The 21581-nt window shown below is 63.9% G+C and carries 19 protein-coding genes; 3 read left to right on the top strand and 16 right to left on the bottom strand.

The window, feature by feature from the left end; translation table 11 throughout:
• Positions 1-47: 47 nt before the first annotated feature.
• Positions 48-1370, top strand: a complete 1323-nt coding sequence (locus RIN79_RS15795; protein ID WP_309085633.1) for an O-antigen ligase — start codon at positions 48-50, stop codon at positions 1368-1370.
• Positions 1371-1439: 69 nt separating this feature from the next.
• Here RIN79_RS15795 and RIN79_RS15790 read toward each other — a convergent pair whose 3' ends face one another.
• The 5 genes from RIN79_RS15790 to RIN79_RS15770 form a co-directional block, all read right to left on the bottom strand.
• A complete protein-coding gene (locus tag RIN79_RS15790) occupies positions 1440-2486 on the bottom strand; it encodes an L-idonate 5-dehydrogenase (RefSeq protein WP_309085632.1) in 1047 nt (348 codons plus the stop codon).
• Positions 2483-3889, bottom strand: coding sequence for a TRAP transporter large permease (locus RIN79_RS15785; RefSeq protein ID WP_309085631.1), 1407 nt, complete (start codon positions 3887-3889; stop codon positions 2483-2485). Before RIN79_RS15785 ends, RIN79_RS15790 begins: the two co-directional genes overlap by 4 nt.
• A 3-nt stretch (positions 3890-3892) precedes the next feature.
• Positions 3893-4465 (bottom strand): TRAP transporter small permease, encoded by a 573-nt coding sequence (locus tag RIN79_RS15780; RefSeq protein WP_309085630.1) that lies wholly within the window; start codon positions 4463-4465, stop codon positions 3893-3895.
• A gap of 67 nt (positions 4466-4532) precedes the next feature.
• A complete protein-coding gene (locus RIN79_RS15775) occupies positions 4533-5507 on the bottom strand; it encodes a sialic acid TRAP transporter substrate-binding protein SiaP (protein ID WP_309085660.1) in 975 nt (324 codons plus the stop codon).
• Positions 5508-5559: 52 nt separating this feature from the next.
• On the bottom strand, positions 5560-6282 hold the full coding sequence (locus RIN79_RS15770; RefSeq protein WP_309085629.1) for a FadR/GntR family transcriptional regulator: 723 nt from the start codon (positions 6280-6282) through the stop codon (positions 5560-5562).
• 182 nt (positions 6283-6464) lie between these two features.
• On the opposite strand from RIN79_RS15770, the gene RIN79_RS15765 reads away from it, so the two are divergent.
• Positions 6465-6962: a DUF2165 domain-containing protein gene (locus RIN79_RS15765; protein WP_309085628.1), complete on the top strand. Its 498-nt coding sequence runs from the start codon at positions 6465-6467 to the stop codon at positions 6960-6962.
• Between the two features lie 84 nt (positions 6963-7046).
• Here RIN79_RS15765 and RIN79_RS15760 read toward each other — a convergent pair whose 3' ends face one another.
• On the bottom strand, positions 7047-8957 hold the full coding sequence (locus RIN79_RS15760) for a pyrroloquinoline quinone-dependent dehydrogenase (RefSeq protein ID WP_309085627.1): 1911 nt from the start codon (positions 8955-8957) through the stop codon (positions 7047-7049).
• Positions 8954-9346, bottom strand: coding sequence for a hypothetical protein (locus RIN79_RS15755; RefSeq protein ID WP_309085626.1), 393 nt, complete (start codon positions 9344-9346; stop codon positions 8954-8956). The genes RIN79_RS15760 and RIN79_RS15755 overlap by 4 nt, the downstream gene beginning before the upstream one ends.
• Before the next feature lie 516 nt (positions 9347-9862).
• On the opposite strand from RIN79_RS15755, the gene RIN79_RS21610 reads away from it, so the two are divergent.
• On the top strand, positions 9863-10891 hold the full coding sequence (locus tag RIN79_RS21610) for a DUF2865 domain-containing protein (protein WP_375165949.1): 1029 nt from the start codon (positions 9863-9865) through the stop codon (positions 10889-10891).
• Positions 10892-11076: 185 nt separating this feature from the next.
• Here the strand turns inward: RIN79_RS21610 and RIN79_RS15750 are convergent, their stop codons facing one another.
• Genes RIN79_RS15750 through RIN79_RS15710 form a run of 9 tightly spaced genes read right to left on the bottom strand, consistent with a single transcriptional unit; the run spans position 11077 to position 21570 of the window.
• Complete coding sequence (locus RIN79_RS15750) at positions 11077-12672, bottom strand: hydantoinase B/oxoprolinase family protein (RefSeq protein ID WP_309085625.1); 1596 nt, start codon at positions 12670-12672, stop codon at positions 11077-11079.
• Complete coding sequence (locus RIN79_RS15745) at positions 12669-13766, bottom strand: Xaa-Pro peptidase family protein (RefSeq protein WP_309085624.1); 1098 nt, start codon at positions 13764-13766, stop codon at positions 12669-12671. Before RIN79_RS15745 ends, RIN79_RS15750 begins: the two co-directional genes overlap by 4 nt.
• Positions 13767-13780: 14 nt before the next feature.
• The gene (locus tag RIN79_RS15740; protein WP_309085623.1) at positions 13781-15445 is read right to left on the bottom strand and encodes a hydantoinase B/oxoprolinase family protein; all 1665 of its coding nucleotides are present in this window, start codon (positions 15443-15445) and stop codon (positions 13781-13783) included.
• A gap of 10 nt (positions 15446-15455) precedes the next feature.
• Positions 15456-17528 carry a hydantoinase/oxoprolinase family protein gene (locus RIN79_RS15735; RefSeq protein ID WP_309085622.1) on the bottom strand — a complete coding sequence of 691 codons (2073 nt, stop codon included), beginning with the start codon at positions 17526-17528 and terminating at the stop codon, positions 15456-15458.
• Positions 17528-18028, bottom strand: a complete 501-nt coding sequence (locus RIN79_RS15730; protein ID WP_309085621.1) for a GAF domain-containing protein — start codon at positions 18026-18028, stop codon at positions 17528-17530. The genes RIN79_RS15735 and RIN79_RS15730 overlap by 1 nt, the downstream gene beginning before the upstream one ends.
• Positions 18025-18831 (bottom strand): ATP-binding cassette domain-containing protein, encoded by an 807-nt coding sequence (locus RIN79_RS15725; RefSeq protein WP_309085620.1) that lies wholly within the window; start codon positions 18829-18831, stop codon positions 18025-18027. Before RIN79_RS15725 ends, RIN79_RS15730 begins: the two co-directional genes overlap by 4 nt.
• Positions 18828-19718 carry an ABC transporter ATP-binding protein gene (locus tag RIN79_RS15720; protein WP_309085619.1) on the bottom strand — a complete coding sequence of 297 codons (891 nt, stop codon included), beginning with the start codon at positions 19716-19718 and terminating at the stop codon, positions 18828-18830. Before RIN79_RS15720 ends, RIN79_RS15725 begins: the two co-directional genes overlap by 4 nt.
• A complete protein-coding gene (locus tag RIN79_RS15715; protein ID WP_309085618.1) occupies positions 19715-20548 on the bottom strand; it encodes an ABC transporter permease in 834 nt (277 codons plus the stop codon). Before RIN79_RS15715 ends, RIN79_RS15720 begins: the two co-directional genes overlap by 4 nt.
• Positions 20545-21570 carry an ABC transporter permease gene (locus RIN79_RS15710; RefSeq protein WP_309085617.1) on the bottom strand — a complete coding sequence of 342 codons (1026 nt, stop codon included), beginning with the start codon at positions 21568-21570 and terminating at the stop codon, positions 20545-20547. Before RIN79_RS15710 ends, RIN79_RS15715 begins: the two co-directional genes overlap by 4 nt.
• Positions 21571-21581 lie beyond the last annotated feature (11 nt).

Raw genomic sequence — 21581 nt, 5'->3', positions numbered from 1 at the left:
GTGCCTCATCCATCTTCCGATCGGCCCAACGCTTACCGGATTCGGCAATGTCGACCGATAACATCGCCGGTCCGAGGAGGGGGTCGCCCTTCATCGCCAAGGTTCTGGCGAGCGGGCAGTTGTCCACAGCCGTTGCGGGCCTGCTCCTTGCGATCCTCCTCATCTCTTTCCGGCCGTTTCAACCGGCCGGACCGACGGCGGCCGGCAGCGGCGGCGACATCGTCAACCAGCTCGGCTTCGGCGCGGTAGGGGCGGCGGCACTCTGCGCGCTCTTGATGCTGGCGGACCGGCGCGTCCTGCTGGCGCTGCTCAGCCCGTGGTGGCTGCTGCTTTTCGGCTTTCTCGGCCTGTCGATCCTCAACACGCCCGCGCCGATGGAGACGGTGCGCAGTGCTGCGTTCACCCTCATCGGTATCATTACGGTGGCGGCGGTGCTCGCCCTACCACGCGATGCGGACAGCTTTTCCCGCGTGCTCGTCTTTGCTGGCTTTTGCGTACTCGGCCTGTCCTATTTCGGGCTCGTGGCCATGCCCGGGGCGGCAATCCACCAGGCCGGCGAGGTTGAAGCACAGCATGCGGGCCTGTGGCGCGGCCTCTTCACGCACAAGAACATCGCCGGTCCAGTCATGGCCAATCTTGCCTTTGCCGGCGTCTATCTGTGGCGGCGCGGCTGGCGCTTGTCCGGCGGGTCGATGTTTGTGCTGGCGATGATCTTCGTGTTGAATTCCGGCTCGAAGACAACCGCGGCGACAGTGCCCCTGGCCGCGTTTCTGGTCGCCTTTCCGGGTCTCCTCGGCCTCCGGTTCCTGGTGCCGGCATTCGTGATGACGGCGGTCTGCAGCATGGCGGTCGCAACGCTCGGCATCGTCTTCATAGAGCCCGTCAAGCAACTGGCGTCGGTCCTCGCGCCTGATCTCACCTACACCGGCCGCACGACGCTATGGGAGTTTGCGGGCGAGATGATCGCGCGACGACCATGGACCGGTTATGGCTTTGAAAATTTCTGGCTCACCGATATCGTGGTCAATTCCGACCACCCGTTCGACCGGGAATGGGACATCCGCGGCATCGTGCACAGCCACAACAGCTATCTGGATGTGGCGATCGCCATGGGCTTGCCGGCGTTGGGCGTGGCCATCATGGCCTTCGTGCTGGTTCCGCTGCGCGACTATCTGCGCGTGCCGCTCTACCGCGAGAACGTGTTTCTGGCCGACTTCTTCATGATGGTTGTCGCCTTCACCCTGTTCAACGCCTTCCTCGAGAGCTTCTTCTTCCGCCGTGCGGACCCTGTCTGGATGTTCTTCGCGATGGCTGTCCTGGGATTGAGACTGGTGGCGCGGTTCAGGGTTCACACCCGGGTCGGAACGTAGCTTCTGGTCGTGCAAATTAGCCGCTGACGCCACGACATTGGCTGCGTTCAGCGCCTCGATCGAAAATTCTCATTCGGCGGTGAGCACCACCTTCACGCTTTTCGAGCGGTTGAGCGCGAGGCGGAAAGCGTCGGGCGCGGTTAGGAGTGCTCGTTCGGCCGTGACGAGCTTCAGGACATCCACCTCGCCCCGGGCGATCAGCCCTACGGCTTCCTCGAACTCAGCCGCGAAGCGGAAGGTGCCCTTCAAGTCGAGCTCCTTTGCCATCACCGCGTTTGCCGACACGGGTATCTGGCCGCCCGGCAGGTTCCCCACCTGAACCACCGTGCCTCCGCGCCGGACGGTAGCGATGGCCGCGGCGAGGCCTGCAGCAGTGCCCGAAATTTCGAAGGCGATGTCGATCGGGCTTGCTGCAATGAGCGACCGCAATTCCTCATCGCCCTCGGAGAGGTCTATCGTGGGGTTGGCCCCAAGCTTGCCGGCAAAGGCGAGCGGGGCCGCTGCGATATCCGCCACGGCCACGCTGCGGCACCCCTTCAGCTTCAGAACGAGCATCGTCAAAAGGCCGATCGGCCCGGCTCCGAAGATGACGGCACCCCTGCCCGCCACCTCCCCCGCGCGCGCGACCGCGTGGAGACTGACCGCCAGCGGCTCGGCAAGGGCTGCGGCGGCAAAGGGGACATGGTCCGGCACCTTCACGCATTGAGCGGGCGTCGCGTCGAAAATGGTGGCGAAGCCGCCCTGCATGTGCGGCGTCTTCGACGCCGAGCCCATGAAATAGATATTCTCGCAGAGATTGGCGCGGCCTTCACCGCAGCGCGAGCAGTGGCCGCACCAGCGCGAGGGATTGACGGCCACGCGGTCGCCTACCTGGAGGCCGTTGGCGTCGCCGTTGATCTCGACGATCTCGCCGGCGATCTCGTGTCCGAGGATGAGCGGCGAGGCAACGACGAAGTCGCCCGTGCGGGCATGGCGGAAATAGTGCATGTCCGAGCCACAGATGCCGCCGGCGCCAAAGCGCACCCGCACCATGCCCGGCGCAAGCTCCCCTACCGGGTGCTCGACCATGCGCAGATCCTCCGGCCCGAAGAGGGTGGCTGCGACAGCCATATTCATCGGATCAGTCCCAGTTGCGTCGGCAGCCACAGCGACAGGGCCGGAAAGAAGGTGATGATCAGCAGCGCGGCAAGCAGCGGGACCAGCCAGGGCAGGATCGCCATCGTCGTCCGCTCGATGGAGAGCTTCGCGATGCGCGAAAGAACGAACATGACGACGCCCACCGGCGGCGTCAGCAGACCGATCATCAGGTTGAGCGTCAGCACCAGCCCGAAATGAACCGGATCGATCTCGAATTTCGCGATGATCGGCATCAGGATGGGAACCATGATGGTGATCGCCGCGATGGTATCGAGGAAGCAGCCAAGCGCCAGGAGCAGCACGTTCACCAGGATCAGGAAGACCCATTTGTTGTCGGTGAGCGAGAAGACGAGATCGGAGAAATACTGGGCCGCCTGGCTGACTGTGAGCAGCCAGGCGAAGATGGACGCGGCCGTGACGATGAAAAGAACGGAGGCGGTCGTCTCGATCGTGTCAAAGCTGGCCTTGGCGAGCGAGCGGAGCGTCATCGAGCGATAGCGAACCAGCCCGAGGAAGAGCGACCAGATCACCGCAGCCACCGCCGCTTCCGTGGGCGTGAACCAGCCCATCGTCATGCCGCCGATCAGGATAACCGGCGTCATCAGGGCCATGACGGCGGAAAAATCGAAATACCAGTCGAGCAGGACCAGAGCGACCAGGGCGATGATCACGGCGAGATTGGGCGACAGGCCCGCCGCCACCAGCAGGTACACGGCGACCGGGAAGGCGGCGACCACGAGCACCTCGGCTGAAGCGGCCGCGAGCCGGCGCAGACTGAACGGCGTGTCCGAGCCCCAGCCGCGGCGATAGGCGAAGAAGGCCACCGTTGCCATCATCAGGAGCATCATGACAAGGCCGGGCAGGATCCCCGCCATGAAGAGCGCGCCGATCGAGACGTTGGCCATCATGCCGTAGATCACGAAAGGCAGCGACGGCGGGAAGATCGGGCCCAGCGTGGAAGACGCCGCGGTCACGCCGACCGCCGCCTCTACCGGGTAGCCATGATCACGCATCGCCTTGATCTCCACGGTACCAAGGCCCGCGGCATCGGCGAGCGCCGCGCCGGACATTCCGGCAAAGACGACCGAGCCCAGGATGTTCACCTGCGCCAGGCCGCCCTTCATCCAGCCAACGACCGCTAGCGCGAAGGTATAGATGCGTCCGGTGACGCCAGCTGTGTTCATGAGATTGCCGGCGAGGATGAAGAAGGGCACGGCGAGCAGCGGAAAGCTTTCGACCCCCGCGATCATGCGCTGGGCGGCGATGATGTCGGGCGCCACACCGTAGATCACGAGATAAAGAAGGGATGCGGAGGCCATCGAAACGGCCACGGGCACGCCGAGGATCATCAGAAGGACGAAGGAGCCGATCAGGAGCAGCATGGTTCAGGCTCCGTATTCGTCGAACGCAGCGGGGCGCTCGAGGATCGAATAGCCGCGCCGGATATCGGCGACAAAGACCTGGATCTGGCGCAGGAGCATCAGCACAAAGCCGGCGAATACCGAATAGAAGACGATGTTGCGCGGCAGATCGATCGTCACCATCCGCTCGCGGTGGACGACGGCGGTGTAACGCCACAGGAGCCAGGACATGTAAGCGAAGAAGGCGATGGTTATGAGGCTGACCGCAAGGGCGAGAAGCCGTCCCGCCGGCGCCGGCAGATACCGGTAGACGATATCCACATGGATGTGCCGCATCATCCGCGTGCACATCACCGCACCGAGGAAGACCACGACAACCAGGCAGTTGATCGCGATCTCCTCGGTCCAGGCGAAACTGTTGTTGAGGACATAGCGGGTGAAGAATTGCAGGAACACGCAGGCCGCCATTCCCCAGAAGACGACCAACGTTACCCAGTCCTCGACCGCGTAGCGGGAAAGATCGGCAGGCGCGGCCTGCTCCTCGAAGGCGTGCGCGATCTCCTCCGCCGTGATCTGCGTGTGGACCTCTTCGTTCATCGGCGACTCCGGGTCAAAGGGAACCCGGCGCCGAGCGGCGCCGGGTGAGGATGAGGCCGCCCCGCCGCTACTGGACGGCGCGGATCGCCTCCCAATCGGCCTTCTCATAGCCGAATTCCTCGAAGGTGACCTTCTCCATCACGGCCTTCTCGAAGTCGGCGCGGTCGACCTCCGTCACGGTGAGGCCCCTCTCCTTGAACTCCTTGACCAGCTCCGTCTCGCGCGCGACGATCTTGTCAGTCGCGCGCTTGGCAGCCTCCTGCATCACTTCCGTGAAGATCGCCTTGTCCTCGTCGGAAAGCTGGGACCAGCGCGTCTGCGACACGATCGTGTTCAGGTGATCGACGATATGGCCGGTCAGCACGATGTGTTTCTGCACCTCGTAGAATTTCTTGGCCTCGATCGTGGTCAGCGGGTTCTCCTGCGCTTCGACCGTTCCCTGCTGCAGGGCGAGATAGACTTCGGCGAAGGCGATCGGCGTGGTGTTGGCACCGCAAGCGCGCGGCATCGCGAGATAGGCCGGCACGTCCGGCACACGCATCTTGAGGCCCTGCATGTCCGCGCATTTCTCGATCGGCCGGTTCGAGGTGGTGTGCCGCGTGCCGTAATAGGTGGTGGCGGTGATGTGGTGCCCCGACGCCTCCTCGTAGCCGGCCGTCAGCTCCTTGTACTTGTCGGATTTCGTATAGGCGAGCAGGTGGTTGGCGTCGCGGAAGATGAAGGGAAAATAGGTGACGCCGATCCGCGGGAACTCGCGCGCGGCGAAGCTCGAGCCGGAGATGATGATGTCCACGGTCCCCAGCGTCAGGCCCTGATTGATGTCAGACTCCTTGCCCAGCTGCGAAGCCGGGAACACGTCGATGGTGTAGCGCCCTTCGGTGCGCTTCTCGATTTCCTCGGCTGCCCAGACGGATTCGGTGTGGAAGGGCTCGGAGGTCTCGTAAACATGCGCCCATTTGAGCGCCGTCTGCGCAGAGGCGGCCACTCCAGACATGGCCAGCGCCGCTACAGCCCCAAGAAGTTTCGCATATGTGAAACGCATCATTTCCTCCCTGTCTTCATCAACAATGTTCGGCCGGTTCTCCGGGCCGTGCTCAGTGTTCCGCCACCTCCCTGGCAGCGGACGTTTCCGCGAAGCTGCGCGAAAATCTCAGTTGGGACTGGCGCAAATGCCGCTCCATCGCCGCCTTTGCCTTTTCCGGGTCGTGCGCGGCCACCGCATCGCGTATCTCGCCATGCTCATTCCAGGCGGCGTCCCAGGATTGGCGGTTCTCGAAATAGCTGGAAAGGCGCTGGAAATACGGGTTCATGCGCTCGTCGAACAGTTCCCTGACGACACGCACAAGGACCGCATTGCCCAAGATCTCGGCCATGGCCGTGTGGAATTCGCGGTCGAGGTCAATGACCTCCTCGGAAGGACGCCGGCTGGTTTTCATTCTCTTCAGCACGTCATCCAGCCGCGCCACATGATCCGCGCGGGCCGAACGCGCCGCTTCCGCCGCGATGGCAGATTCGAGGAATTCGCGAGCTCTCAGAAGCTCGAATGGGCCTTCGCCATTCTCGTCGTCAGGCGCGCCGGCATGCGGCGGTGCCGTGACATAGATGCCGGAGCCGACCCGAATCCGCACCCGCCCCTGGACCTCCAGCGCGATCAACGCCTCGCGCACCGTGGGGCGTGAGATGCCGAGCCGGTCGGCGAGCTCGCGCTCGCTGGGAAGGCGGTCGCCAATCGCATACTCGCCCCGGTCGATCAGCTGACCTAGCTGATCGGCAACCTGGCGGTAGAGCCGGCGCGGTTCGATGGCTTGAAGAGGCATTGCCCCCTAACGCTCCTCCCGTAAGCGGTCAATTGGCCTGACCACTTCAAGGTGCGGCAGAGACATGGCGGTGTCAAGGGTCGGGGTGACTCTGGACATTGCCTGGGAACTCCAGGCTCCAGCTAATGCTGTCTTAACCCGGCGGCACCAGTATCAAGCGAGACCGGTCTTGGGAGCAAAACATGCTGATCACCCGCTTGAGCAAAACCGCATTCGTTGCCGCCATCGCCTTCTTTGCAACGCTGGTTTCCTTCGGCAACATCACCGATTACGGCACCAATTTCGCCTTCGTGCAGCACGTGTTGATGATGGACACGATCTTCCCGGATGCGACCATCAAATACCGCGCGATCACCAGCCCGGTGCTGCACCACGTCGCCTACAACTTCATCATCGCGGCGGAGACGCTGACCGCGATCCTGTGCTGGATCGGCGCGTTCAGCATGCTCGGGCACCTGGGCACCGACGCGCGTTCCTTCAACCGCTCGAAGAAGTGGGCGATCGCAGGCCTCGCCGTCGGCTTCCTTGTCTGGCAGGTCGGGTTCATGTCGGTCGGCGGCGAATGGTTCGGGATGTGGATGTCGCAAACCTGGAACGGCATCGAATCCGCCTTTCGCTTCTTCATCACGATCATCGCCGTGCTGATCTTCGTGGCCATGCCGGACCAGGACGACAGGTAGGCAGGATCGGCGGTCTAGGAAACAGGCCAGGCCCGGCGGCATGGCCTGTCTCCACGATGTGCTGCTCCGCGGGGACGTCCTTGGTCAGTTCGCGTCCGGCAAGGTGAAGGCGATGACCTGGTCGCCTACGCGCGGCGTCAGGATCGAGTTGCCGCCGGCCACGAAGACCACATACTGCTTTCCCTTATAAGTGTATATGGCAGGCAGGGCGACAGCCGGAGCTTCCACCTGCGCCTTCCATAGCAGCTCCCCGGTCTTCTGATCGAAGGCGCGCACTTTCGCGTCCATGGAGGCGCCGATGAAGACGAGACCGCCCTTCGTGACCACCGGGCCGCCGATAGTCACCGAGCCCCAGGAATCGGGCATGTAGAAGCCCCATTTCTGGACGGCGCCCATGGGCTTGCGCCACAACAGATCGCCGGTCTTCAGATCATAGGCGGAAAGCTCTCCGTAAGGCGGGTTCCAGCAGGGCATGCCCAGCGGATTGAGGAACGTCGTCAGGCGGAAGCCATAGGGGCTGTCGTTCATCGGCGCGAGGCCACCGAGCTGGTGCGCCCGATCCTCGACATCCTTATTGTATTGTTCCCTGGGAATGAGCTGGTAGATCTGGACGACATGGGAGTGATTGACCACGAAAGTCTGGCTCTCCGGATCCACCGCACCACCGCCCCATTCCACGCCGCCGACCGTCGGCGGATAGACGAGCGTTCCCTGCAGGCTGGGCGGCGTAAACCGGCCTTCGTAGCGGAGCTCCTTCAACTTACGGCTGCAATAGCCGAAGCTCAGCGCGTCGGCCAGCCAGAACACGCCCGGCCATTCTGCATCAACGAGCGGCTGCGGGCGCTCCACGAAGGGCTGCGTCTTGGCCGCCATCTCCCCCGCCGCATCTGAGGCGGGAACCGGCCGCTCCTCGATCGGATACACAGGCTCGCCCGTATAGCGGTTGAGGACGTAGAGAAAGCCCTGCTTTGATGTCTGCACCAACGCAGGGATCACCTGGCCGTCTTTGTCGATATCCACAAGCGTCGGCGGTGCGTTGGTATCCAGATCCCAGAGATCGTGGTGCACGAGCTGCCGGCTCCAGATGACGTTTCCCGTCTCCGTGTCGAGCGCCGTCACCGAGGTCGCCAGCGGAATGGGATCAAGGCGGTTCCCGCCATAGAAATTCGGGCTGGGGGAACTGATCGGCAGGTAGAGGATATTGCGGTCCGGATCGATGGACATGCTGGCCCAGACATTCGCCGTGCCGGTCCTGGCCTGCATCTTCTTCGGAATGCTTTCGAACGTCCACTCCAGCTCGCCCGTCCTTGCATCGACCGCGAAGACCGTTCCCGGAGGGGCTTCGCTTTCCACCCAGTCCTTCCCCGCCCAGCCGATATAGAGCCTGTCCTTGTAGACGGTCGGCGGCTGCAGGATCGACAGCGGCCACTTGTTGTTGGTGGTGTTCCACACATTGATGTCCAGAACTCCACCCTTGCCGAAATCGGCGCAGGGCTGGCCGGTATCTGCGTCCACGGCATGGAGCTTCGCATCCATTGTGCCGATATAGATGCGTTTCTGGCAGGGCTGACCCGGAACGGGGCTTGCCGCTTCCCAATAGGCAACGCCGCGGTTCTTAAGATCCGGCTGGGTCAGCGCCTCAAGCACCGCCTTGCTCTTATAGGTCCACTTCACCTTGCCCGTGTCGGGCTCGATGGCGACGATATTGTAGAAGGGCGTGCCGACGTAAACCGTGTCGTTGACGAACAGAGGCGTCGCCGACCACACCGACATGGGCACGCCGCCGCTGCCGTCCGACACGTCCCCGGTGTGGACCTCCCAGGCTTTTTGAAGCTGGCCCACATTTTGCGGCGTAATCTGATCGGCGGGTGAATATTTCTGCGCCTTCAGGTCACCGTTGAAGGTCGACCAGGTGCTGTCCTGCGCGTTGGCAGGCGCCAGGCCGAGCGCGGCTGTCAACGCAAGGCCGGAGCACAATGAGACGGTTCGCTTCATGAGGATGCCTTTCCTTGCACCATGCTTGCGCTATGGACGGTCGGGGCACGCCGGGAAAGGATCGCGACGATCCAACCGATCAGGCAGATGGCCATGGCGACTTGTAGCCACGTGCTGGCCAGGAAATAGGCGGCAAGGCCGGTTCCCAGAATGCCCAGCAGGAGCGGAACGAGAAGTGTTCCGCGCAGCCAACCCCGCATCCCCGGCCGCAGCGCCAGTACCAGGGCGGCAAGCATGACCGCCGCGCTGGAGGTGATGACGAGCAGCGCGCCCCCCGTGCCGTTGATCCCACTCGAGTTTGAGAAATAGTTCATCGTCGATATGACGAGGCCGCCCGCAGCGCCAAGCGCGATCAGGCCGGCAGCGATGCGCATGTTCCGGGTCATCATCGCCCTCCATCCGGGCGGAGATCGCCGCCCAAGCATCCTTAGGTTCGGAATATCCGTATCCTCCTGGATACAGGTGGGACTGGGAGATATCCGTACGCTGCCGTGATACGACCGCCGGGATAAAGAAACGATTAAATCGCGCTACCGATTCGAATATATCGGCAGATTTGGACGCGATGGTCGTCCGCGCCTCCATTTGAGGCGCAGTTCTGGCCATCGAACCTTACGTTTCGCTCAGGGCAAATGCTTCGGAAGCGGGAGCCTCTACGTAGGAGAACCTAGGGGTTTACCCAAGTCAGCGTGATGCAAACCCTTCGATACACGGATAGATGCAAATTTAGCTGAAAACAAGGAAAGAGATAATTAAATATATGCACTACAACTTAGACCTGCCTAAACGAATCCCCGGCAATATGTCTATACCAGCCAGATGGACCACGCGAGGCATCCGTCGATCTGCCCGTCGACACAGGCGCTTGCAGGCCCGCTGGCGCGGGATGAGAGGACAGGAGAGGCATGATGAGAGGGACACTCTGCTTGGCAAATTGGTACGTCTCGCTGCCTTCCATCAGTCACCGCCGCGCCTGTCAGCTCGCTTTGTTGCTGGTCGTCTCCTTATCCCCCCAATTCGCGCAGGCCGAGACATGTGCAAGCCTTCAGAGGCAAATGCGGGCGGCGGCGCAGCAATCCAATTCTGCAGCATCCCCGCTTTTGCGTCAGCTGAGCGCCATTCGCGCACTCGAGCGGCAACGGCAATGCTCTTCGGAAACAGCCCGCTCGGGAGTTTTCAATGCTTGCCGGGACCTTGCCCAGAGGCGTTCGGCGGTCGAGCGTCAGATCGCGGCTTCGCCTAGTGGTGGCGGAAGAGATTTGAGCGCTCTGCGCGCCAGGATGCGCGCACTGCAATGCTCGACGGCCGCACGGTCACGAGCCGAGAGAACTGAACGCCGGTCTGTCTCCCGACCCTCTTCGAAAAGCTCTGCCTCCTCCCGATCCTCTTCCAAAAGCTCTGCCTCCTCCCGATCGTCCTCAAGAGGATCCGCGCCCAGATTCTCCTCGAGCGGGACGCTTCTCTTCTGCGTCCGCCTAGCGGACGGGTATTATTTCCCCGCACCGAATTCGCAATTTGTCGGTACGGACCAGGTAGAGAACACCGCCGACCGGTGCCGCTTCATCTGCGAAAGCGAAGCGATGGATGTTTATGTGCTCCGTGAGCCCTCGCTCGAAACGCCGGAAATGATATCCACGACCACCGGAAAGCCGTATAAGGACCTGCCGGCTGCGTTCCGCTACCGGGAAAAGGCGACCTTCAACCGCTGCAACTTTGCTCGCTACCATCAATACGCCCGGCTCCTGCGAGCGCAATCCGCAACGGTTTCGAGCATGAAGGACGTGGTTCTTCCGCTGCCGATGCGGAGGCCCATTCTGCCTGCAGCAACGAGCAGCGGGTCTGCGGTTGATCCTCAGACGGTAAGTTCGGTCGCCGACGACGCCACCCTGCCCCCGAATCGGACCGGCGCTCCGGCGCAGGTCGACAAGGAATAGTTCAAGGCCTGTCAGGCCCTCGCCGGATGGCCTAGCCGCGCGACTTGGTGAACCTCGTGCCAATTTGCCGGCTGCCGGACCGCGCCGCGTGTTGGGCACCGGATGCTAAACCATTCTGCTGGCTGAGGCGGCGGCATCGCTGCGGCTTAGAATTAGTTTACATAAACGCACGGCCTTGCGCTTGTTCATAGCGGAAGGACCCGCCCTGTGGCCGCGGCCTGGCTTTCTCCCCAGCCGCCGCCATTGGCGGTGCGAATGACTATCTCGTCGCCGGGTGCAAGCGCGACGCCGCTGGCAAAGGCGTAATCCTCACCGCTCCCATCGACGCGGATGACCGTGAGGCCGTTGGTGCCGCCGTCGCCACCACCGTTCAGCCCCCAGACGGGCATCCGGTTGCGACTGTAACCGGCGGAGAGCACCGCGTTGCCGCGCAGGCGATAGCTCACCGACAAGCCCCGCCCCCCGGAGTGCAGCCCCCTGCCCTCCGCGCTTTCGTTCAGCCGCTTGTGGCCGACCTCCAGCCCATAGCGCGCCTCGCAGATCTCGACGGGGCAGTTGAAGGTCTCGCCATGGCTGCAGGAATACATCGCATCGAGCCCGTCTCGCGCGCTTGTGGCTCCCCAGCCGCCCATCTGTGGCTCCACCATGGTGAAGCGGCGGCCCGTATCCGGATGGTTGCCTGCGATCACCGTCCCGCAGATCGAGGCGAAATGTCCCGCCGGCAGACGCTCGGGCATTGCTTCTGCCATGCAGCGCCAGAGCATGTCGTAGAGCCTGATGCGCGTTTCGAAATAGTAGCCGTGCGGCGCATTTCCCTCGGCGTGGAAGATCGTGCCTGGTTCGGTAATCACCTCGAGGGGCCGGAACGAGCCGGCATTGGCGAAGAGCGACGGATCGGCGAGCGCCTTGTAGATCATCTGCGCCGATATGACGGCGCCATCGCGGCTCGTATTGTAAGGGGCCGCTCGCTGCTTCGGGTTGCCGCGCAGATCAACGGTGAAGCGCTCGGGCGAAACGGTGATCGCGGCCTGCCAGACCGCGCCGTCGTCCTGTTCCTCCTCGATCCGGTAGGTGCCCGCAGGAAGGTTGTTGAGACCGGCGAGGCTGCGCCGCGCGCCCTCCTCAAAAAGGTTTTGCAGGGCTGCGCGACAGGTTTCCAGCCCGTAAGCCTTCACGAGCTGCTTGATGCGGCTTTCGGCCTTGCGGCTGGCCGCCACCTGCGCCCAGAGGTCACCGCGCACGAAATCGGGCAGGCGCGAATTGGCCGCGATGATCTCGAAGACGGAGCGGATCGGCTCGCCTCCCTCAAAGAGTTTCACCGCCGGCAGCCGCAGGCCTTCCTGAAAAATCTCCGACACATCGACCGCCATCGAGCCCGGCGTCTTGCCGCCGATATCGTTCCAGTGGGCAATGGATGCGGTCCAGGCGAAGAGCTCGCCATCGGCGAAGACCGGCTGCGCGATGGCGACATCGTTCAGATGCGTCACGCCCCCGTAATACGGGTCATTGGTGACGAACATGTCGCCTTCGCGGATGTTCTCGAAGCCTGTCAGTTCGACGATGCGCTTCACCGCCTTGTCGAGCACGCCCACAAAGGTCGGAATGCCGGCCCCGGAGCTGACAAGCTCGCCATGAGCGTCGGTCACACCGGTGCCCACGTCCAGCACCTCATAGATGATCGGGCTCATGGCCGTGCGCTTCAGCACCGCGAACATCTCGTCGGCTGCGGCGGAAAGACCCGCCTGGATGACCGAAGCGGTGATCGGGTCGAGAGCGCTCACATCCGCACCACGAACAGGTCGCGCGGCAGCGAGGAAAGAATCTCCGGCCCGTCCTCGCGCAGGATGACGATCTCCTCCAGCCGGATTCCGAAGCGGCCGGGGAGGTAGATCCCTGGTTCGATGGAAAACACCATCCCCTCTTCCAGCACCGTCTCGGATGTTGCGGTGATGTAAGGCGGCTCGTGCCCTTCAATGCCCAGCCCATGACCGGTGCGGTGGACGAAATATTCCCCATACCCGGCATCGGAGATCACCTTGCGCGCTGCTGCGTCCACCTCCTTCGCCTTCACGCCCGGCCGCGCGGCGCCAAGGGCAGCGCGAACTGCATTTTCCACGATCGTATGGATCTGGCCATAGCCCTCCGGCGGGCGCCCGACCACCGCCATGCGCGTGATGTCGCTGGGGAAACCGTTCTTCCGGCCGCCGATGTCGATGACGATCGCGTCGCCCTCCTCCAGCTTGCGCTCACCCGTCTGATGGTGCGGGAAGGCGCCGTTCGGGCCGCCGCCCACGATGGTGAACTGGGTCACCGCGCCCTCGGATGCGAAATGCGCGCGGATCTCGGCCGCGAGCTCCTTCTCCGTCATGCCCGGACGGATCGCGGCAAAAGCCTTCTGCATGGCGCGGTCGGCGATACCCGCATTCATCTTGATCGCGGCGTATTCGCTTTCGTCCTTGCGCATCCGGAGCGCGCCCACGGTCTCCGCCGTAAACGCATGCTTCGCGTCGGGCAAAGCGCCCAGAAGCAGGAGCGCAAAGTCCGCGCGCATGGTCTCGTCGAGGACCACCTGCCGCGCACCCGTGGCAGCCACCGCCTCCAGGGCCGCGTCGAGCGCCTTATTCGGTCCCTCGTCGTCGCTCCAGGTGTGGAAGGAAATATCCGTCTCCTCGCGCGAACCCTCCGCGTTCAGCGCCGGCATCAGGAAGGTTTCGGCCGTGCGCGATACGAGCAGCAGGCACGGGCGCTCGTCGCCATGCGGATGAAAACCCACGAGCCACTGCATGTGCGAGCCCGGGCCGAGCGCCACCAGGTCCGTGCCGGTCTCCGCCATTTTGTCCCTGAGCCGCGCCAGGCGCTTTGCAGTATCAGACATTTCTTCCCTCTTTTTTAGCCGGCAAATCCATAGACTTCGCGCGCGCGTTTCGGCGTGATGTAGCCGTTGCGGATGTCCTCCCGGATCGCTTGGCTGTCGCGCTCCTTCGGATCGCCGTAGCCGCCCCCGGTGCCCGTATGGATGCGGATCACATCGTCCTTGTTCACGGTCAGGCCGGAGACGAACGCGTAGCGCTCCTTCCCGCCGTCGCGCCGCATCACCTCGACAAAATTGGGCGAGCCCTCGTTTCCGCCGGCGAGCGCCCAAGGCAGCACCTTCGCTCGCGTATAGCCCGCGGTGAGGAAGGAGCCGTCGACGCGGATCCGGTAGTCGAGGCGGATGCCGCGGCCGCCGGTCCACTTGCCCTCGCCGCCCTCGGCGATGTTGAGCTCCATGCGGTCAACGAAGAGGCCGTTGCGCGCCTCTGAAATCTCGGCCGGGCAGTTATAGGTCTCGCCATGGAAGCCGGAGAAGATCGCGCTGTTGCCGTCGCGGCCCGGGCTCGCGCCCCACCCGCCGAGCTGCGGCTCGATGATGGTGTAGTGCCGCCCCGTGTCGGGATGCAGGCCGCCGATAAACGTGCCGCATATGGACGAGAAATGCCCGGAGGCGAGCCGCTCCGGCACGCGCTGCGCCAGGCAGCGCCACATGAGATCGTAGACCCTGACCTCCGTCTCGAAATAGAAGCCGATGGGCGACGGCTCCTTGGCGTGGAACACGGAGCCCTCGCGCGTCAGCAGCCGGATCGGCCGGAAGGAGCCTTCGTTGCAGGGCGAATAAGGATCTGTCAGCGACTTGAAGATCATCTGCGCACAAACCATCACCCCGTCACGGCTGGTGTTGGTCGGCCCGGTGTCCTGGTCCGGGTTGTCGCGAAGGTCGACCAGAAACTCCTTGTCGGAAATGGTGATCTTGACGTTGTAGACGCGGCCGTCGTCCTGCTCCTCCGAAAGCTCGAACGTGCCGTGCGGCAGCTTGGCAAGCTCGGCCAGGGAGACCTTTTCACCGAAATCCATGAAGGCCTCGATCGCCCTCTCGAAGGTCTCGACGCCGTATTTCTCCGCAAGCTCCGCGAGCCGCTTCGTGCCGATGCGCACGGAGGCGATCGCCGCCCACACATCGCCCTCCAGGAAGTCGGGCATGCGCGAGTTCGCCTTCATGATCTCGAAGACCGGCTTGATCGGCTCACCCTTGGACACGATCTTGATCGCCGGCAGGCGCAGGCCTTCCTGGTAGATCTCCGTCGCATCCGCCGAAAGCGACCCCGGCGACTTGCCACCGATGTCGGAATTGTGGGCGATATTGGCCGTCCAGGCGATGATCTTCCCGCCGGCAAAGACCGGCATGGCCACCACGATGTCGTTCAGGTGGGTGACGCCGCCGTAATAGGGGTCGTTGGTGGTGAAGACGTCGCCCGGCTCGATATCGCCCGGCTTGTCGAATTTCTTCACGATCACCTGCACGGCCTTGTCGAGCACGCCGATGAAGGCCGGGATGCCCGCGCCGGAGCTCGCGATGCGGCCGCTGGCATCGAGGATGCCGGTGCCCATGTCGAGCACCTCATAAATGATGGAACTCATCGCCGTCTTCTTCATGGCGGCGAACATCTCGTCGGCGGTAGCCTGCAGCGAGTTCTGGATGATCTCCAGCGTGATGGGGTCGGTGGTGGTCACGGTCATCTCCCCTGCCTCATGCCGCCAGACGGATATGGATGTTGCCGTAGCCGTCGATCTCGACGCGATTGCCCGGATGGATCACTACGGTCGTGCCAGGGTCCTCCACGATTGCCGGTCCGGCAAAGCTCATGCCGGGCTCCAGCTTCGTTCCGTCATAGATCGCCGCCTGGTGAATGCCTTCCAGGGCATAATCCACGTCGCGGCGGCCCTTGAGCGCCGTGTCGGCTGTGGCGCCCGTCGGCTGGCGCTTCGCCATCGTCAGCTTGCCCACCTCGGCGGCAGCGACGAGGTGGATCCCCACCATCTCCACCGGGGCGTCGAGCCGATAGGTATATTCGCGCTCATAGGTTTCGTGGAACGCCTTCTCGATCGCCGCAAGCCGGTCGTCGGTGATCGCGCCGCCGTCAAGGAGCACCTCCGTCGTGTGCTCCTGGTTCTGGTAGCGGAACTTGCCGTAGCGAAGGAACGTCACCTTGGCTGTGTCGACGCCCTCGCTCTTGAACTGCTCGCGCGCGCGGCCTTCCGTTTCCGCAAAGAGCGCCTCGATCCCGGCCGCCTCTCCAGGCTTCAGGTCGGCCAGCCGCGTAACAAAATAGTCGCGCCTCAGGTCCGACATCATCATGCCCCAGGCGGAGAAGACGGAGGCCGCCGCCGGCACCACGACCTTCTTGACCCCGAGTTCCTGCGCCAGCGCCACCGCATGCATCGCGCCGCCGCCGCCGAAGGCCACAAGCGTGAAGTCGCGCGGGTCATGACCGCGGTTCAGCGACACGAGCTTCAGCGCGTTGACCATGTTGTTGTTGGCGATGCGGATGATGCCGCGCGCCGCCTCGTCGGCATCGATGCCGAGCTTCTCGCCCACGGCGCGGATCGCCTTTTCCGCAGCGTCCATATTGGCCACCACCTCGCCACCGCAGAAATAGTCGCGGTTGATCCGCCCGAGCCATAGATTGGCGTCCGTGGTGGTGGCGTTCGTGCCGCCGCGGCCGTATGCAGCCGGCCCGGGCACGGCGCCCGCCGATTGCGGGCCCACATGGAGCTTGCCGAAATCGTCCACCCAGGCGATCGAGCCGCCGCCATTGCCGATTTCCACCAGGTCCACCACCGGCACCATGATCGGGTAGCCGGCCGTGGTCCGGTCGCGCTCGATCCAGTAGTCGGTCATGATCTTGACCTGCCCGCCCTCGATCAGCGAGCATTTTGCCGTGGTGCCGCCGATATCGAGCGCCAGCACATTGGGCTCGCCGATCAGCTTGCCGAGTTCCGCCGCGCCCCAGAAGCCCGAAGCCGGACCCGACTCCACCATGGTGATCGGGATCTCGCGGACGACGTCGAGGGACTCCACCCCGCAATTCGACTGCATGATGTACGGGTTCCTGGCAAAACCCTTTTCGCGCAAGCCGCCGGCAAGCCGGGAAAGATAGCGCTCGGCGATCGGCTGCACATAGGCCGAGAGCACCGCGGTGTTGGTGCGCTCGTATTCGCGCCACTCGCGCGTGATCTGGTGCGAGGCAACGGCAGCGCTTTCCGGCCACAGCCGCTTCACCTCGGCAAGGACCGCCTGCTCGTGCGCGGGATTGGCGTAGGAGTGCAGGAAGCTGATCGCCACCGCCTGGACCCCGTCAGCCCTGAAATCCTCCAGGATCGCCGGGAGAGCGGAAAGGTCGAGCGGGCGCAGCTCCTCGCCGCGGTAGCTTATGCGGCCGGGCAGCTCGCGGCGGAGGTAGCGCGGCACGAAAGGCTTCGGCTTCTCATAGTGCAGGTTGAAGAAGTCGGGCCGGTTGCCGCGCGCGATCTCCAGCGTGTCGCGAAAACCTTCGGTCGTGATGAGGCCGACCTTCACGCCCTTGCGCTCGGTCAGCGCATTGATCACCACCGTCGTGCCATGGGCGAGGAAGTCCACCGAGGCGGGGTCGAGCCCCGCCTTTTCCAGCACGTTCAGAACGCCCTGCTCGAAATTCGGCGGTGTCGTGTCGGACTTCGCCGTGATGATGCGGGTACCCCCCGCCTCGTCCGTCTCGAAGGCGACGAGGTCGGTGAAGGTGCCGCCGACATCGGTTGCAACGCGTATCGTCTTTCCGGCCATCACGCGGCCTCCGTTTTCTCGATGCGTTCCCTAAGCATGAAGCACGCCGCGCCAGGCAGCCTCAGCGCCTCCGCGGCCCTGACTCGCTCGGGCGTGTAGTAGCCCGCCTCGTGCAGGCAGTTGATCGTGCCGATCACGTTGCCGGCCAGCACCACCGGAATGTTGACCACCGACTCGCAGCCGAGCGACTTGATCAGCTCGTGGTCGTAGAAGACCTGCGCTATGCCCTCGATGTCGTTCGCCACGAAAATCCTGTGCTCATGCAGCACCCGGCGCGCCCAGTCCGTCGTGTTCACCGGCTTGGTGCCTGACACCGGGTAGGCATCCGGCATGTTCGAATAGAAGCGGCCGGCCACGCCCGCCTTGAAATCGAAGCTCATCATCGTGAAAAGCTTCACGCCGACAGTCTGGCGCGTGAGCTCGTAAAGCGCGTCGCAGGCGGCCTGCGGCTGGTTTTCGCCCGTCGCGAGCGCGCGCACGAAATTCGTGTAGTCGGTCATGCTTCTTCCTTTGTGAGGCTGTCTTTCAGCTCTTGTTCTTCACGGGTGACGACGGGCACGGCGCTGATCAGGCCGCGCGTATAGGGGTGCTGCGGGCGGGTGAAGATCGCTTCCACATCGTCGATCTCGACCATGCGGCCCTTCTCGAAGACCGCCACGCGGTCGGCGATGTTTCGCACCACCGCGAGATCGTGGGTGATGAAGAGGTAGGTGAGCCCGCGCCGCTCCCTGAGCTCCTTCAGAAGCCGCAGGATGCGCGCCTGGACCAGCACGTCGAGAGCCGATGTCGGCTCGTCCAGCACCACCAGGTCGGACTCGCAGGCAAGCGCCCGGGCGATCGCCACGCGCTGGCGCTGCCCGCCGGAAAGCGCGGCAGGAGCGCGCGAGCGGAAGTCCGCCGGCAGGCCCACTTCTTCCAGCAATTCTCCCGTCCTCTCCCACCGCCGCGACCTGTCGCCGATCCCGTGCACATCGAGCGGGAGCCTGAGCGAAGCCCCTACCGTGCGCTTCGGGTTGAGCGAAGACAGCGGGTTTTGCTGCACCAGCTGGATAGCGCGGCGATGGGAGAGGGCGCGGCGCCTTGGGAGGACTTCGCCGCGGTATGCGATTGTGCCGCTGGTTGGCGGATAGATGCCGAGGATCATGTTGGCGATGGTCGTTTTGCCCGAGCCGGACTCGCCCACGATCGCCAGGCACTCGCCCTCGGCCACGTCGAACGAGACACCGTCCACGGCCCGCACCTCACGGCCTCCCGTCCGGAAGGTTTTCGTGACGGAGTTCAGGGAGAGGATCGGGTTTGTCATGCCATTCCTCCCGGTTCGCCGCAGCCCTCATGCACCACGAGAGGCTCAAGGAAGCGCTCGGATTCCTCCTCGATCTCCGGAAGGCCACCGCCGGTGACGCGCGGGATCGCCCGCATCAGCGCTTGCGTGTAGGGGTGGCGCGGGTTCTCGAAGAGATCGGCCGTCCTTGCCTGCTCGACGATGCGGCCCTTGTAGATCACATAGACCCGGTCGGCGAACTCTCGCACCACGCCCAGATTGTGCGAGATGAACAGCACCGACGTGCCGTGCCGCTCGACCACATCCCGCATCAGCCGCAGGGTCTGCGCCTGCACCGTCACATCAAGTGCGGTGCCCGGCTCGTCGGCGATGAGCAGCGAGGGTTCGTTGGCGAGCGCCATGGCGATCATCACGCGCTGGTTCATGCCGCCCGAGAGCTGGAAAGGGTAGCTCGCAAGCACGCGGGCAGGATCGGGGATGAGCACTTCATCCAGCAGGCGTGCTGCCTTTTCCATGGCGGCTGCCCGATCGATCGCCGGCGCGGCGCGCCTCAGAACCTCCTGGAATTGCGCCCCGACCGTGTAGATCGGGTTCAACGACGAGGTCGGATCCTGGAAGATCATCGACATGCGCGTGCCGCGCAGCGCGTGGCGCTCGGCGGCCGAGAGTTTTTCCAGGTTCCTGCCCTCGAACTGCAGCAGGCCGCTCACGCGCGCCCCGCGCATCATCTGCAGGAGGCCGATGACCAGGCGCGCGGTCACCGATTTGCCGGAGCCGGATTCGCCCACCAGCGCCACGCGCTCGCCCTGCCCGATATGCAGCGAGATGCCATGCAGCACCTCGACCAGACCGCCATAGGTCTTGAAGCCCAGATGCAGATCGCGGATCAGAAGCGTCGGCGCCGTCATTGGTCGACCCCAAAGATCTCGCGCAGCGCATCGCCAAGCAGGTTGAAGCCGAAGACCGCAACCAGGATCGCCAGCCCCGGAAACACGGTGAGCCACCAGGAATCCGGCAGGTATTTCGCGCCCTCGGCCACCATGGAGCCCAAATCCGGTGTGGGCGGCTGCACGCCGAGGCCGAGGAAGGACAGCGACGAGGCGATCAGGATGACGAAGCCGAGATCGAGCGTCATCTTGGTCAGGATCGACGGCACGCAATTGGGCAGGATTTCGCGGAAGATGATGTGCGCCTTGGAGGCGCCGATCACCTCGGCGGCCAGCACATAGCCCTCCTCCTTTTCCGCGCGCGTCAGATTGTAGACGAGGCGCGTGTACCAGGGCCACCACATGGCCGTGACCGCAAGCATGCCGTTGGTGAGCGTGGGCTCCAGCAGGCCCATCATCGACATGGCAAGCACCAGCGGCGGGATGGAGAGAAAAACGTCGGTGATCCGCATCAGGATCGCTTCCGTCCACCCGCCGAAATAGCCGGCGACCAGCCCGACCGTAACGCCGATCGGGACGGCAACGGCGAGCACCACCACGCCCAGGATCAGCGAGATGCGGTAGGCGTAGAGGATGCGGCTGAAGAGGTCGCGTCCGACCAGATCGGTGCCGAAGATATACGGCCATTCGGGCGGCTTGTTGAAGTTGACGAAATCCACCACCGCTCCCCGATGCTCCGGGAAGGGCGCGATAAAGTCGGCGAAGATCGCCGACAGCACGACGAGCGCGATCAGCAGCACGCCGAGGGCCGAAAGCGGGTTGCCTGCGAGAATGGCCAGAGTGCGTCTCATGCGGGCCTCTGCGACAGGCGGATGCGCGGGTTGATGAGCGCGATCAGGAGATCGACAATGATGTTCACGATCAGGAACAGCGCCGAGATGATCAATACGGTGCCGACAATCGCATTCAGGTCCTTCCTGAGGATCACGGCCACGCCGTAGCGCGAAAGCCCGGGCCATGCGAAGACGGCTTCCACGAGGAAGGCATTGCCCAGCATCGCCGCGAAATCGAGGCCGATGATGGTGAGCGATGGGATGAGCGACGGCTTGAACGCGTAGCGCCGCGCGATCCGACGTTCCGGAAAACCGTAGGACCGCGCCATCTCGATGTAGGGGCGGTCGTATGTCTCCACCATGTTGGAGCGCGTGAGCCTCGCCGCTTGGCCGATCCCGGACAGCGCCAGCGCAAACGCCGGCAGCACGATGTGCGACAAGGCATTGCCGAAGGCAGCAAGATTGCCGGCAATCAGCGTGTCGACGAGCAGGAAACCCGTGACGGCCGGAATGCTGTAGGAATCGGCGATGCGCCCGGCGATCGGAAAGAGCGGGAGAAAATAGGCGAAGAGGAGCATCAGGATCACCGCCCAGACGAAGCTCGGGGCGGAAACGCCGAGGATCGAGACCACGCGCACGGTGCCGTCGATCCAGGTGTTGCGGTAACGCGCCGAGAGGATGCCGAGCGGCAGGCCGATCAGGATCATCATGGCGCCGGCCACCAGGATGAGTTCCAGGGTTGCCGGGAGGAATTGCGCGATGTCCGCCGTCACCGGCCGGTTCGTGTAAAGCGAGATGCCGAGGTCGCCGCGCGCCAGGTCGGCAAGGAAATAGCCGTACTGCACCGGCAGCGGCTCATCGAGGTGCAGGCGCTGGCGCAGCGTTTCGACCTGCTCCGGGGTGGCGTTCGGGCCGAGCGCGATGCGCGCCGGGTCGCCCGGGATCACCCGGGCGATGGCGAAGATCAGCATCGAAACCCCGATCAGAACGATCAAAGAGATTCCGAGCCGCTTCAGAACGAGGCGGAGAACTGGCGACATGGCAGTTCCAT

It is taken from the genome of Chelativorans sp., from assembly GCF_031180965.1.
Lineage (GTDB): Bacteria > Pseudomonadota > Alphaproteobacteria > Rhizobiales > Rhizobiaceae > Chelativorans.
Note: the sequence above shows the minus strand (reverse complement) of the source record. Positions and strands in the feature narration are given on the sequence as shown.